The sequence below is a fragment of the Paraglaciecola mesophila KMM 241 genome (assembly GCF_000315015.1).
In the GTDB taxonomy this organism is placed as follows: Bacteria; Pseudomonadota; Gammaproteobacteria; order Enterobacterales; family Alteromonadaceae; genus Paraglaciecola; species Paraglaciecola mesophila.
On the sequence record NZ_BAEP01000062.1, the window covers coordinates 58,522 to 71,319 of the forward strand.

Annotated in this window: 15 protein-coding genes; 6 read left to right on the forward strand and 9 right to left on the reverse strand. The window is 43.5% G+C overall.

Annotation, left to right across the window (positions count from 1 at the left end; all coding sequences use genetic code 11):
- The first annotated feature begins 5 nt into the window (after positions 1-5).
- The 6 genes from rsxD (at position 6) to GMES_RS15355 (ending at position 4,155) form a co-directional block, all read left to right on the forward strand.
- Positions 6-1,079, forward strand: coding sequence for an electron transport complex subunit RsxD (gene rsxD / locus GMES_RS15330; RefSeq protein WP_033186059.1), 1,074 nt, complete (start codon positions 6-8; stop codon positions 1,077-1,079).
- Positions 1,076-1,723, forward strand: coding sequence for an electron transport complex subunit RsxG (rsxG, locus tag GMES_RS15335; protein ID WP_006993650.1), 648 nt, complete (start codon positions 1,076-1,078; stop codon positions 1,721-1,723). The genes rsxD and rsxG overlap by 4 nt, the downstream gene beginning before the upstream one ends.
- A 6-nt stretch (positions 1,724-1,729) precedes the next feature.
- Positions 1,730-2,428, forward strand: a complete 699-nt coding sequence (locus GMES_RS15340) for an electron transport complex subunit E (RefSeq protein ID WP_006993651.1) — start codon at positions 1,730-1,732, stop codon at positions 2,426-2,428.
- Between the two features lie 34 nt (positions 2,429-2,462).
- Positions 2,463-3,101: an endonuclease III gene (gene nth, locus GMES_RS15345; RefSeq protein WP_006993652.1), complete on the forward strand. Its 639-nt coding sequence runs from the start codon at positions 2,463-2,465 to the stop codon at positions 3,099-3,101.
- Positions 3,102-3,134: 33 nt separating this feature from the next.
- Entirely contained in the window at positions 3,135-3,329 is a 195-nt protein-coding gene (locus GMES_RS15350; RefSeq protein ID WP_006993653.1) for a YwbE family protein, read from the forward strand.
- A 73-nt stretch (positions 3,330-3,402) separates the two neighbouring features.
- Positions 3,403-4,155 (forward strand): sulfite exporter TauE/SafE family protein, encoded by a 753-nt coding sequence (locus GMES_RS15355; RefSeq protein ID WP_006993654.1) that lies wholly within the window; start codon positions 3,403-3,405, stop codon positions 4,153-4,155.
- Between the two features lie 75 nt (positions 4,156-4,230).
- Here GMES_RS15355 and GMES_RS15360 read toward each other — a convergent pair whose 3' ends face one another.
- From GMES_RS15360 to GMES_RS15400, 9 genes are all read right to left on the reverse strand, one after another.
- Complete coding sequence (locus tag GMES_RS15360; RefSeq protein ID WP_006993655.1) at positions 4,231-4,737, reverse strand: DUF3087 domain-containing protein; 507 nt, start codon at positions 4,735-4,737, stop codon at positions 4,231-4,233.
- Between the two features lie 57 nt (positions 4,738-4,794).
- Complete coding sequence (locus tag GMES_RS15365; protein WP_006993656.1) at positions 4,795-6,303, reverse strand: Hsp70 family protein; 1,509 nt, start codon at positions 6,301-6,303, stop codon at positions 4,795-4,797.
- Between the two features lie 275 nt (positions 6,304-6,578).
- Positions 6,579-7,361, reverse strand: a complete 783-nt coding sequence (locus GMES_RS15370) for an AsmA family protein (protein WP_006993657.1) — start codon at positions 7,359-7,361, stop codon at positions 6,579-6,581.
- Between the two features lie 171 nt (positions 7,362-7,532).
- Positions 7,533-8,792, reverse strand: coding sequence for a tetratricopeptide repeat protein (locus tag GMES_RS15375; protein WP_006993658.1), 1,260 nt, complete (start codon positions 8,790-8,792; stop codon positions 7,533-7,535).
- Positions 8,792-9,406 (reverse strand): energy transducer TonB, encoded by a 615-nt coding sequence (locus GMES_RS15380; RefSeq protein WP_006993659.1) that lies wholly within the window; start codon positions 9,404-9,406, stop codon positions 8,792-8,794. The genes GMES_RS15375 and GMES_RS15380 overlap by 1 nt, the downstream gene beginning before the upstream one ends.
- A gap of 1 nt (position 9,407) precedes the next feature.
- Positions 9,408-9,809 carry an ExbD/TolR family protein gene (locus GMES_RS15385; RefSeq protein WP_006993660.1) on the reverse strand — a complete coding sequence of 134 codons (402 nt, stop codon included), beginning with the start codon at positions 9,807-9,809 and terminating at the stop codon, positions 9,408-9,410.
- A gap of 12 nt (positions 9,810-9,821) precedes the next feature.
- Positions 9,822-10,346: a MotA/TolQ/ExbB proton channel family protein gene (locus tag GMES_RS15390; protein WP_006993661.1), complete on the reverse strand. Its 525-nt coding sequence runs from the start codon at positions 10,344-10,346 to the stop codon at positions 9,822-9,824.
- A 1-nt stretch (position 10,347) separates the two neighbouring features.
- Positions 10,348-11,700, reverse strand: a complete 1,353-nt coding sequence (locus GMES_RS15395; protein WP_006993662.1) for a MotA/TolQ/ExbB proton channel family protein — start codon at positions 11,698-11,700, stop codon at positions 10,348-10,350.
- A 5-nt stretch (positions 11,701-11,705) separates the two neighbouring features.
- Entirely contained in the window at positions 11,706-12,470 is a 765-nt protein-coding gene (locus GMES_RS15400; protein ID WP_006993663.1) for a DUF3450 domain-containing protein, read from the reverse strand.
- Positions 12,471-12,798 lie beyond the last annotated feature (328 nt).

Here is a 12,798-nt window from a genome sequence, read left to right on the forward strand (position 1 = left end):
CACCAATGAATTATAAACTAGCCAGTTCACCTCACCAGCATGTTCGACGCAATACCGGACAGGTTATGCGCATGGTGATTTATGCATTGATACCAGGCATTTTACTGCAAACTTGGTTTTTCGGTTTCGGGGTGTTGGTGCAAATAGCACTAGCGGTAATAACGGCGGTTGTCACTGAAGCGACGATATTAGAAATGCGTAAGCGCAACTTCGAGCGTGCAATTAAAGATTACAGCGCGATATTAACCGCGATCCTGTTGGCGATCAGCATTCCACCTTTTGCTCCTTGGTGGGTGATTGTCATCGGCACGTTCTTCGCGATTGCCATGGTTAAGCAATTATACGGCGGCCTAGGTTTTAATGTCTTTAATCCGGCAATGGCGGCGTATGTCATGTTGTTGGTGTCATTTCCGGTACAAATGACCCAGTGGCTACCCGCGCAAAGTCTCACCACGCATCAACCCGGCCTTATCGACGCTATATATGCTGTCTTTACCGGCTTTAGTGCCGATGGTTTTAGCTTAGCTCAACTGCAAGGCGCTGCAGATGGTCACACCATGGCAACGCCTCTTGATGCGATTAAAACAGGACTTGCCCAAGGCCTAACCTATGAAGAAGGACTCCAATCAGCCATTTTTGATGGCAGTTTAGGCATAGGATGGTGGTGGGTTAGCGCTGGATACTTACTAGGTGGTTTATATCTGATACGCGCTAAGATAATCAATTGGCATATTCCAGGCGGCATGCTTGCAGGTACTGCTCTATGTGCCGGTGTAATGTTTCTAATCGATGCAGACCGATTTGCTTCTCCGTTATTCCATATTTTTAACGGTAGTTTGCTCCTCGGTGCATTTTTTATCGCGACAGATCCTGTATCCGCATCAACCACCAATAAAGGGCGTATTATTTTTGGCGCAGCCATTGGGTTTTGGGTGTATGTGATCCGCACATGGGGCGGTTATCCTGACGCAATTGCCTTTTCTGTTTTAATCATGAATATGGCAGTACCGCTCATTGATTATTACACCCGTCCTCGCACTTATGGCCACACAAAACGCACTAAGGGAGAGCCAAAATGAAGCAGGTTATTGCCAAAAATGGGCTGATCCTAAGTTTGTTTGCAATTATCACCAGTGGCTTGATTGCCCTCACGTATTTCGGAACACAAGAACAAATAGAACAGCAACGTCAACAAACGTTGTTGGCGATCTTAGATGAACTTGTTCCAAGGGATAGTTACGATAACCTGATGCAGCATGACTGTGTGCTAGTTACCTCACAGGCATACCTTGGCAGCAACAGCCCGCATCATATTTACCGAGCAACTAGAGCTGGCGAGCTAGTTGCAGCAGTCATTGAAGCTACGGCTCCTAATGGGTATAGCGGGCGAATTGAGCTCGTGGTGGGGTTGTCAGGGGATGCAACTGTATCTGGTGTAAGAGTGATAGACCACAAAGAGACACCAGGGCTAGGTGACAAGATTGACTTACGTATCAGTGATTGGGTTCTGGGCTTTAACAATCAGCAACTAACAGAAGACAATGCATCCAACTGGGCCGTAAAAAAAGACGGTGGTCAGTTTGATCAGTTCACCGGTGCAACCATTACCCCGCGGGCAGTGGTAAGTGCCGTCAAAAATACCGCGCTGTATTATCAAGCTAACAAAGAGGCGATTTTTTCTGCCAGCAACGAATGTCGCAGCCAACTAGCGTCACAAGGGTAAAATAGAATGAATGAATTCAAACAGTTAAGCTGGCAAGGCCTGTGGAAAAATAATCCAGCCCTAGTACAACTACTTGGCTTATGCCCGCTACTTGCCGTTACTGCGACCGTTACCAACGGTCTAGGCCTTGGCTTAGCCACTACTTTGGTCTTGATTGGCTCAAATGCGACCGTATCGATTATTCGTAACCTAGTACCAAATGAGATCCGAATTCCTATTTTCGTCATGATTATTGCCGCGTTTGTCACTGTCGTGCAGCTTTTGATGAACGCATACACGTACGAGTTATATCAAGCGCTTGGTATATTCATTCCTCTTATTGTGACCAACTGTGCAATTATCGGCCGAGCTGAAGCTTACGCCTCTAAAAACCCTATTGGCTATGCCGCATTCGACGGGTTGATGATGGGGCTAGGATTTACCGTGGTGCTTGTGCTTTTGGGGGCAATGCGTGAACTGCTGGGCTACGGTACTTTATTTGACGGAGCTAACCTGCTGTTAGGCGATTGGGCAAGCAGTTTAAAAGTGACGATTTTCACTACAGACTCCCCCTTCTTACTGGCCATTTTACCTCCTGGGGCATTCTTAGGTATGGGCTTGCTGATCGCCGCTAAGAACTTACTTGATAAGCGCTTTGAAAGTATGTTTGCAGCCAAACAAGAAGCCAAAGTCGTTCAGCGTGCTCGTGTCACTGCCGAAACCTAAGCAAGATTTGACTAATACAGGACATTACTCGTAGATGAACCAACAGAAACGTGTAGAGATGTTAACGAGGTGGCGTGATGCTAACCCGCACCCTACGACTGAATTAAATTTCACAAGCCCCTTCGAGCTGCTGATTGCCGTTTTACTCTCAGCTCAGGCGACCGATGTGAGCGTCAATAAAGCCATGGCCAGGATGTTCCCTGTAGCCAATACACCTGAAGCTGTTTACGCACTGGGCGTTGATGGCGTAAAAGAGTTCATTAAAACCATAGGGCTATTTAACACTAAAGCCGTTAATGTGATCAAAACCTGCAAGATGCTTATCGAGCAACATAACAGTGTGGTTCCAGAGGACCGCGCAGCCCTTGAGGCATTACCCGGGGTTGGTCGCAAAACAGCAAACGTGGTGCTTAATACAGCCTTTGGCTGGCCTACCATAGCAGTCGACACCCATATTGATCGCGTAAGCAACCGCACCAAATTTGCCATGGGCAAGAATGTTGATTTGGTTGAGAAGAAGCTGCTGAAAGTAGTACCCGCTGAATTTAAAGTCGATGTGCATCACTGGCTAATACTCCATGGCCGTTATACCTGTATAGCGAGAAAACCACGTTGCGGTAGCTGTATAGTGGAAGATTTATGCGAGTTTAAAGATAAAACTTCGGACGAATGATCTCCTTATTTTTAACGCAAGAAGGAACATACAATGGACGGCACTAAACGTGCGAACGTAAAAATAGGGGCTGAGGTCTCAGTTGTGCTAAAAGAGCATCAGCGCTCTGGTGAATTAACACAGGGGACCGTTGCAAGGCTTCTGACTAACTCCCCTAACCATCCCCACGGTATTAAAGTGAGGCTCGAAGACGGTCAAGTAGGCCGGGTTAAGGTTATTCACAATTAAAATATCATTGCAAAAAAGTACTTCCTTAAAGGGCCAGTTTTTTAGCTTACCTGAGGATGAATAACGACTGCTAATGTTTGATTTATTCTCGTATTCATTGACCTACTCCACCGCGGGCATGCTGCTGCTTACGGCTTTTCTAATAGGTATGTCAAAAACCGGTGTCGGTGGCGTCGCTTTATTTACCATTCCTATTATGGCTATCATTTTTGGCGGCAAAGACTCGTCAGGCTTGATGTTACCTTTGCTTGTCATGGCTGATTTATTTGCCGTTACCTACTACCGACGGCATGTAAATTGGTCTTATTTGATGAAGTTGTTTCCCTCAGCGGCCGTGGGGGTTGTTTTAGCCACTTTAATCGGCAGTTATATAGACGATCAGTTATTTCGCGTCGTGATGGGGGTTATTATTTTTGTCAGCCTAGCCATCATGTTGTGGATGGAAACCGCCAACAAAGAGACTATCCCTGATTACGTGTGGTTCGCTATATTGATGGGGTTGCTAGGTGGCTTTACCAGTATGATTGGTAATTTGGCGGCCGCCGTCATGGCGCTTTACTTACTCAGCATGCGCTTACCGAAAAACGAATACATTGGCACTGGAGCATGGTTCTTTCTTGCTGTAAATGTATTTAAGGTACCCTTCCATATTTTCAGCTGGCATACCATTTCTCTCAATTCATTTTCGTTAAACTTGGCTTTGCTGCCTTTTATTACGATTGGAGCGTTCGTTGGCATCAAGATAGTGAGATACATACCAGAGAAGCAGTATCGTTGGTTAATATTGGCCGCTACGGGTGTTGCAGCCGTTATGATGGTCGTATAGCTGGCGCTGTGACATCGCCATCAAACTTACGTTTTGAAAACCTGTTGCGGGGAAGAGCTCCCCCTCTGGTTTGCTTCAAAACTCCTTCAAGAGTGAATCGTTATAGTCTTCTACATGCAGAATGATTTTATATTGCGTCATTAGTGCGTCTAGCTTGGCTTGCTCAATCGTTAATTCTTCCATCACAATGGTATTGTCGTCTAATTCCCACAGTAAACGTGAGCCAGAGTAGCAATACTGAAGTGCAAGCATGGCATTAAGGTTACCGTTTGCAGCAGCAGCTTTAAGTTTAGGTAGCTTGCGATTAATTTTGTTGAGCGTTTTTTTCAGTTCCCAAACATAGGTTACTTCAGTCATAAAGTCGTGATGGCGATATTTGTTTAATAACCAACCAATGGTAACGCTAGATACGATGACACCGAGTAAATTCCAATGAAAGTGGCTGCCGCTTTGATCCGGAAATAGTGCAATCAATAGTTGCGAAATTCCCAAGCTGCCAGCAGCTAATCCAGAAATACAAATACCAATAACCCAATTCAAGTGGCGACGGTACCGCACTTTGTTAACGTTAATCAGTTGCATAAACGCTCTTTTTTGAAATCATTGGATACATCCAAGGGTAACGGTTTTGCTTAGTCTCTAACATGTTGTCAATTTGGCTGCTTGTATGGCTAACCCTTCGCACACTGAGTTAAACGCATCTCCCTGCATTAAAGGTAAATGCGGCAACATAACCTCTCCTAATTCTTTTCTTACAACGGGTGACAAACTCATACCACCTGTAATAAAGAGCATCTCTGGCTCTTGTGCACTATTTTGAAGGCACTCCTTGACCAATCCCTTTACACGAGATAACCAAGGCTGCATAGAGCTTTTTAGCGCCTCTATATCGATATTGACATCGTAGTCTTGCTCAACATAATGCAGGGGCAAAGTAATACTGTCTTTTGATGAAAGCATTTCTTTTGCCAAGCGAGATGAATTAACCAACCGCGCAGAAAGCTTATCTTCCTGCACGGTAAGTAATCGCGCTAGGAGCTTTGGCTCTTTCACATCGGATTTGGTTTGTGCGATATCTAACCAGTATTCTTCAGAAAAGAAATGATTTAACTTTGGAATATCATCTACTGCGCACATATCAGAATAATAGGTGGGCGGGACAGGTAAACCATTACGCATCAGTAAGCCACGCCCCATGGTTGGCGCAATACTCTTTATTATGAGGTTTTTATCACACTCCATTCCACCTAAGCGCGCCCCGGTCACTGATAATACGTCTTGCTGACGGTTAAGGTTTGACTGTTTATCAGGTGATAACGTAATACAGCAGATATCGGTGGTGCCTCCTCCGATGTCGGCCACCAACACATTGGTTTGTTTATCTAAGGTACGCTCGATTTGATAAGCAGCAGCAATAGGCTCTTCTAAAAACTCAACCTGTAAGAAGCCAGCTTGTTGAGCCGCCTGAGTCATAATCTCTATCGCTTGCTCATTTCCCTCTTGACCACGAGTACCATGAAACTTTACTGGGCGCCCTATTACAGCACTATCGACGGTCATGTTGAGCTGCTCTTGTGCGCTTAACCGAAAGAATTCTAGCTGCTTGGCAATAAGGCCAACAAAAGCGTGCTGCTGCCCTGCCACCAAATTTGCGCCTAAGAAGTTCTTAGGAGAGTATATCAAACGCCCTTTATCAGGTGTTTGCAGATAACGCCTGAACCCCTCTTCGCCAAAAGCGAATTTACCTGTCTCGACGAGCTGTTTTAGCGGCAGATCTTGTACCGTCATATCTTTAAGTAATATTTCTATGGCGCGACGTTGCAACTCAGGCAAGTTGTGAAATTCCACTCGAAGGGAATCAATTCGATCACTGTAACGCTGTTGTTCTCTTGGATCAGGGGCTTCGTAATAGCCGTCCTTCGCTTTGTCGATTTGATCACTAATAGCACGCTTTATTTGTGCTACTTTCGCTTCAATCATCGAGATAGGAGGAGTAGGTAATTCATTCTCGTAATAGATAAAAACAGACGAACGGATTTTATGCGCACCTTCCACATCCTCATCCAGTTTTATGAAGTGATGTTGTTTTCCGTCAAAATAAGAGACCTCTGAATTTGAGGTTCCATAATCAATACCTATCGCTGCCATATCCGCTGTACATTATCCACTGTTAGTTATTCGAAGACAAAGCGCAGGAGTGTAAAGTAAAAATATTATTTCTTCATTAAATGTTTTGATCAGTGCCACTGCAGTTATGATGAGTGGTCTTATAGAATCCACATAATTACCTAGTTATAAGCTATTGGAATGCTTGCGCTGTGTAGATTAAGGTTAGATCAGATGTCCCTGTAACAGAGCAGTTTAGTTGCTTAGTTGGCGCACACTAAACAGCAATAAACTGCCCTCAGGGATAACGTGCAGCTCTAATTAAATAAGCCTTTAAGCTTGTCTCCTGCTTTGTCTAGCAACTTCTCTTTTTGCTTTTCAAGTTCTTCATTTACTTTCTTTTTAGCTTCCTCTGCTAACCGTTTTTTTGCTTCAGACTTAGCGGCTGCCATGACATTATCAAGCATACTCTTTACAACAGCTGCACCGACTTGATCAGCAGGCATACCATTAGGTTTCCCAATAGGTCCAGCATTAAATGTCGGTAAAGTCACTTCGTAGGCTTTAGTTTTAAGCGCCAAATCCCCTGTAGAAAGTTGCTCAAAATTTAACTTCAGGCGTACATTACTCACAGTTACATTTTCAACAATGACCAACGGATTAGCCCCGCCGCTCGTTTCAGGCTCAGCCTTGCTTTCTGTTTTTGAAAGTTTGCTTTCCACGTTATTTTTCAGTACCAGCAGATTGCCCTTACCGCTTGCATCGACTTCATACAATACTTCTGGCGCATTCACATTAACAGTTTGTACCACGTATGGCTCGCTGAGTACCTCACCTATATCAAGGGTGATATCTCCTAGGCTAAACGCATTTTCACGACTAAAGCCCTGTGGGTTTTGTACGTTTAAACCCCCGATACTCATACGGCCATCTGTGAGCGCTAACTCAACTTTCGCAACGGAAACCTTAGTACCGAGGAAGTCACTCCCCTGTTCTTCTATTTGGGCGCGAATAAAATCCCCCGCACCACTGAGCAGATACCAGGCTATACCTGCGGCAAGCAATAACAATAAAACTAAAAATCCTAATCCTTTTTTCATAATGTCCTCTTTAAATTATTGACCTTCAATTCGTAGTCTATCAGAACTCCTAAACTATCAGGTATTCGCCTAATGTATAATCAGGTAACCGCTTCTAAAATTCCATTTTCGATGGGAAACAAAAAAAGGCTCCACAAGGGAGCCTTTTTAACGAACTACTATCTAATATGACTAAAGCGTAATGCCGCGATTCTTAGCTTTCTCTTTTATATAAGGCTCCCAACTTCTCGCACTACGTGAAGTTGATTTATCCTTTTTAGCTTCTAAGACGTGCTTGTAGGCACTTCTGTATTTGCCAGTATAAAAATTAGCTTCCATCATCGCCATATGGATTCGACCGCGGTCATCTGCGCCCTCATCCAATGCCTTTTGAAGGGCAGCAAGTGCATCACTGTACTTTTCAGCCGTTAGCAATAGCGTACCTTGTTTACGATAAAGGTCAGGGTCTGAATTCATCTTAGCAGCTTCGCCATAGTACTTGGCAGCTTTTAAGTGGTTTTTAGCCTGATGCCAAGAGTTTGCAAGGTTAGTCAGTGCTTTGTCATCACGTTTGATTAAACCACTTTCAACGTTCTTTTCGAATACCATTGCAGCTTTGTAAGGGATCTCATTCGTTGCGTACAACTGAGTCAATGCCTTAATTTCTGCTGCTTTCGTCAAGTAACCTTGATTGTACGCCATCTCAAATGTAGACAAACCTTTCTTATAGTCTTCTACTAGCATGTAGAAGAAACCAAGTTGCGTCCAATTCGCTTTGTTTTCAGGAAATATTTTTACTAATTCCTCAGCTACATCGACGGTTTCTTTATACATCTTACGACTGTAATAAGAGGTCAACTTCAATGCATAAGCATTTTTGTTAGGCTTGTCATCTAACTCGATTGACTTATTCAAAGGGGCGATCATATCAGCGTATTTTTGGGTTTCGTAAAGCGCTTGGCCCATACGAAGATACACATCTGCGTCTTCTTTACAGGTAAAGTCCATCCACTCTTGATAACGCTTAACAGCTTGTTCATAACGTTTTTCTTGCATATTCAAATCTGCAATTAAACGCAAGGTACCAGCTTGCTCAGTGTCATTAAGCGCTTTAGAGTTTACTGACTTCTCTAAATACTCTAAAGCCTTAGGCCCACTTTCTGACTTAGTGGCCAATAAGTTACCAATGAATCGGTCAGTGAAAGCCCGATCAAAAGTTTGCGAAGTATCGATTTCATACAAAATAGATAGGGCTTCGTCAACCAAATCTTCATTATATGCTTCGAATGCTTTCTGTACTTTCTTACCGGTTCTCTCACTAGGAATATTCGTTGGACCACGTTTGTAACCAGGACAAACGATCGCCGCGGACTGAGCACTAACGAAACTGGAACTTAATGTAGAAGCAGCAAACGTTGCGCCAACCAACAATGTTTTAAAATATTTATTCATTATGATTGATCCAACTTAAAGTCTAACTGAACTTTCATACCGAACTGCTTCATAGGCTTACCGTCTTCAACCTTAGGCTTATACTTCCACTTTCTCAGTGCACGTTTAGCTTCACGGTCAAATACACGCTTAGGATCAGCTTCGATAACGTCGACATCTTCAACACCACCCACCTCGTTGATGGTGAAAGACAGTTTAACCCACCCTTCTTTACCATCACGAGCAGCTTGTGCAGGGTATTTCGGTTCAATTCGAACGATAGGCGTAGCATCACCGTCTCGTTGCATTGCACCTACACCACCGATATCAACCGATGCTCCACCAATATCAACTGCTGGCATATTAAAACTCAAGCCATCAGTATTAGCATCTGCCGTATCTGGCTCAACTGGCTCCAATTTTGGAGGCTGTTGAGGCGGTGGCGGAGGCGGAGGCGGCACTCGAGTTCTAGTCTGAGTACTATCGTCTGGTGTCGACATAACTATATCAATAACAGGCGCAGGCGGTACTTTATCTGCTGGGCGTGACGAGTTAGCAATTAACTTAGCCATGACAACAAATAATACGAATGCGATTACCCCACCAAGGAGTACAGAAACAATTAAACGTCCCATATTAGCTCCCCTTAGCAGCAATAGAAATGCGATCTATACCTGCAGCTTTTATTTGATCCATTACTTCGATCACCACACCATGTTCTGCATTTTCGTCAGCTTGAACTATTACTACATCCGATGGCTGTTCAGCCATAAGACGCTCTAAGTTAGCACGAACGCTGTCCACATCGATTTCGCGTTTATCCATCCAGACGTTACCGTCTTCTGTGATCGCAATAAAGATGTTGGCATTCTTAGGCATAATAGCTTGCGTAGCACCAGGTTTGTTAACCTCAATGCCCGCTTCTTTAACGAAAACAGTCGTTACAATAAAGAAGATCAGCATGATAAACACGATGTCCAACATCGGCGTCATGTCTATCGCAGCATCTTCTTCTTCAACACGTACTTTGCGAGCCATAAATTCCTCTCTCTAATGATGGGGCAAACTGTCAACTAACTTTTCTTTCGCCATTTTTACTTTCGCCTCAAGACGAGAGCTAAAAAACACGCCAGATAAAGCAGCGACCATCCCAGCCATTGTTGGAATCGTAGCCATTGAAATACCAGCAGCCATAAGGCGCGGGTTACTTGTGCCTTGTGTTGCCATTGTTTCGAAAACGCCGATCATTCCAGTAACCGTCCCTAAAAGGCCGATTAACGGACACATTGCAACAAGAGTTTTAATCAATAACATTCTTGCACTAAGTCCATCGGATGCTTGCGAAATCCATGCGTCACGGATTCTATGCGCATACCAAGAGGTAGTATCTTCTCGAGCATCCCAATTAGAGACAATTTCTTTTCTCATTTTTGGGAATACGGAAGCTAAGTACCAATAACGCTCTATCATCAAAACCCACATTAAGAAGAGCGCTAAGGCGACAACGTATAAAACGTCACCGCCGGCAGCGATAAAGTCCCTGACAGACTCCCATAGTTCTATCAGGTATAACATCTTATGCTTTCTCCGACTCAGCGTGTGCCGCAATTATGCCAGCAGTCTGCTCATCTAGGATATGAACGATTGATTTGCTACGACCAGCAACAATGCTGTGCATAAGAATCAATGGTAATGCCGCAATAATACCTTGAGCTGTTGTTACCAACGCCATTGAGATACTACCAGCCATCAATCTTGGGTCGCCTGTACCAAACAAAGTGATTTGTTGGAACGTAGCAATCATACCCAATACCGTACCTAACAAACCAAGTAACGGAGCGATAGCTGCGAAAATCTTGATAATGTTAATACCGCTTTCAATTTTAGGAAGTTCCTTAAGAATCGCTTCATCAAGTTTAAGTTCAAGATTCTCAGCATCAGAAGCTTTGTTATCTTTGTAAACTTGTAGGATACGACCAAGTGGATTACCACTAGAAGGATTACCTGTATTATTCAACTGCGAACGCATCTTGCCGCTGATAATAGTCAACGTAACAATCTTATAAAGACCGATGAGTAGACCAAGAATCAACATTGCAGTAATCACGTAACCTACTACACCACCTGCGTGATAGCGCTCAGTCATAGTTGCTTTTTCTTTAAGCAAACCTAAGATACCACCACTTGAAGGGTCTGCGAAGAAAGGTACTAAGCCAGATTTAGCAGCCAATAACTCTTCTGCAGAATCAACTAAGTAACCGTCAGGTTGACGACCTAAAGGCTGAACAATTTCATTTTCATCGTCATAGACCAAGTAACCTTGATCACCTACCAAGTTAAAGGTACCCACGCGCACAACTTCTTGCGTTGTAGAACCACCATCCAAGCTAATTACTTCGGTTTGGAAACGTGATACTTGACCAGATTCAGTCATTTCAGTTTGCAATGCAAACCACAAATCTTCCAACTCTTGAATGTTAGGAAGGCCTTTCGACTCTTCTGACATACGCTTCAAAAATTCACCACGACCTGGGAACTCAGCACTTACGATAGACGTTGAAATCTGACCGAATGCTTCAGAAGATGCTTGACGTACTACACCAAACATTTCACCAAGTGTACCAGTCGCTTGATTAAGCTCTTGTTCTTTCTCTGCAAGCGCTACTTCGTTGTCTGAATATTTCTTGGCAAGGTTATCACCGCGAGTTTGTTCAGATTTCAATGAAGCCTGTGCTTTTCTAAGAAGAGCTTGTTTATCAGCGCGAGCTGATTGGAACTCTGCTTCACGTTCTTTATTGATACGAGCTTCAGAAACTCGGTTCTTCTTAACTTCTTGCAGTAAGTCTTCAAGAGACGTAGCCGCATGCACTGAAGATGCGAATAAAGCTACCGATGCCGCAGCTAATACTGATTTATAGATTGTTTTCATCGATATTACTCCGCAGCTTTAATGGGTAGTTTGATTAGGTCAGCTGGCACGAGTTTGTTGGCCATACGCACAGCCTTGATAACAGAACTTAGGTATTCGTCACCCAGTTTCTGCCATGCTCTTGCATCGTTATCCCACACCCAAGCGTTTTTCTGATCTAAAGAAAGCGCTGCTAAAGCAGTACGTCCTAAGTTGAAGAAATCAACTGTGATATCAGTTCCTTCGAAATCAAGTTTACCTTGATACGAACGAATCCCGCGACCGTATTCATTTTCAATTTGGTACGCTTCAATCACCTGGCGGAACTGCTCTGATGTTGTTACGTTTGAATTAGCCATAACGTCACGAAGGCGCTCAACACGAGCATGACGTTCTTCAAGGTTAATTGGAATATCGAGTTCAATGAACTGCTCTAAGCTATCGATCATTCTGAACATTAACGGAACAACACCGCGTTTAACACCTTCAATACCGTCAATCTGACGTTGAAGAGAATCGATACCGCGCTGCTGGTCTGCAACCAATGTTGCTAGATAGTCGTTATAAACTTTAAGGTTTTCTGTTTCATCAACTACTTGGCGATATTCAGAAAAGATGTCTAACGATTGCTCGTATAGTTTGTTAATTTTTTCTTGAGACTTCGCTGCATCCACGTGAATCTTAGACTCTTCTTTATGAAGGTCATTCAACGGGTCTGCAGAGACAACAGCACTACTACCGAGTGCTAGTGCACCGATAACGGTAGAAGCAATAAGGTTTCTCTTGCTCATTTTGGACATAATTCCCAACCAATTTTCTTGTTTTGGATCCTCGCCGACGGGTAAAAAAAGTCGCAAGGGGCTTCTAAGCTTTATAAGTTATAGGGGCTTAGCATTAATGGAATTTAACACTAAGACTTCAAGATATTCACATGGAACCCTGCGAATTGTCAAGGTGACACATGTATTAAGCACAACAAAATTGAGCGAAAAAAGAAAAGTAAAAAATCAGCTATTCAAGAGTTTGAACTATTTTTTGAACAAAATGGAGGTTGCACGCGCAAACATGGATATTTTTCGTACAAATTAAGTACCAATAGTTATAGATATTCAAAATAAA

What these genes read in the sequence shown, in the direction of transcription:
- GMES_RS15375 (WP_006993658.1), bottom strand. Translation starts at nt 8,792, where the DNA reads ATGAATAAATATTTTAAAACATTGTTGGTTGGCGCAACGTTTGCTGCT.
- GMES_RS15385 (WP_006993660.1), bottom strand. Translation starts at nt 9,809, where the DNA reads ATGGCTCGCAAAGTACGTGTTGAAGAAGAAGATGCTGCGATAGACATG.
- GMES_RS15395 (WP_006993662.1), bottom strand. Translation starts at nt 11,700, where the DNA reads ATGAAAACAATCTATAAATCAGTATTAGCTGCGGCATCGGTAGCTTTA.
- GMES_RS15380 (WP_006993659.1), bottom strand. Translation starts at nt 9,406, where the DNA reads ATGGGACGTTTAATTGTTTCTGTACTCCTTGGTGGGGTAATCGCATTC.
- GMES_RS15365 (WP_006993656.1), bottom strand. Translation starts at nt 6,303, where the DNA reads ATGGCAGCGATAGGTATTGATTATGGAACCTCAAATTCAGAGGTCTCT.
- GMES_RS15390 (WP_006993661.1), bottom strand. Translation starts at nt 10,346, where the DNA reads ATGTTATACCTGATAGAACTATGGGAGTCTGTCAGGGACTTTATCGCT.
- GMES_RS15400 (WP_006993663.1), bottom strand. Translation starts at nt 12,470, where the DNA reads ATGAGCAAGAGAAACCTTATTGCTTCTACCGTTATCGGTGCACTAGCA.
- rsxD (WP_033186059.1), top strand. Translation starts at nt 6, where the DNA reads ATGAATTATAAACTAGCCAGTTCACCTCACCAGCATGTTCGACGCAAT.
- GMES_RS15355 (WP_006993654.1), top strand. Translation starts at nt 3,403, where the DNA reads ATGTTTGATTTATTCTCGTATTCATTGACCTACTCCACCGCGGGCATG.
- GMES_RS15340 (WP_006993651.1), top strand. Translation starts at nt 1,730, where the DNA reads ATGAATGAATTCAAACAGTTAAGCTGGCAAGGCCTGTGGAAAAATAAT.
- rsxG (WP_006993650.1), top strand. Translation starts at nt 1,076, where the DNA reads ATGAAGCAGGTTATTGCCAAAAATGGGCTGATCCTAAGTTTGTTTGCA.
- GMES_RS15370 (WP_006993657.1), bottom strand. Translation starts at nt 7,361, where the DNA reads ATGAAAAAAGGATTAGGATTTTTAGTTTTATTGTTATTGCTTGCCGCA.
- nth (WP_006993652.1), top strand. Translation starts at nt 2,463, where the DNA reads ATGAACCAACAGAAACGTGTAGAGATGTTAACGAGGTGGCGTGATGCT.
- GMES_RS15360 (WP_006993655.1), bottom strand. Translation starts at nt 4,737, where the DNA reads ATGCAACTGATTAACGTTAACAAAGTGCGGTACCGTCGCCACTTGAAT.
- GMES_RS15350 (WP_006993653.1), top strand. Translation starts at nt 3,135, where the DNA reads ATGGACGGCACTAAACGTGCGAACGTAAAAATAGGGGCTGAGGTCTCA.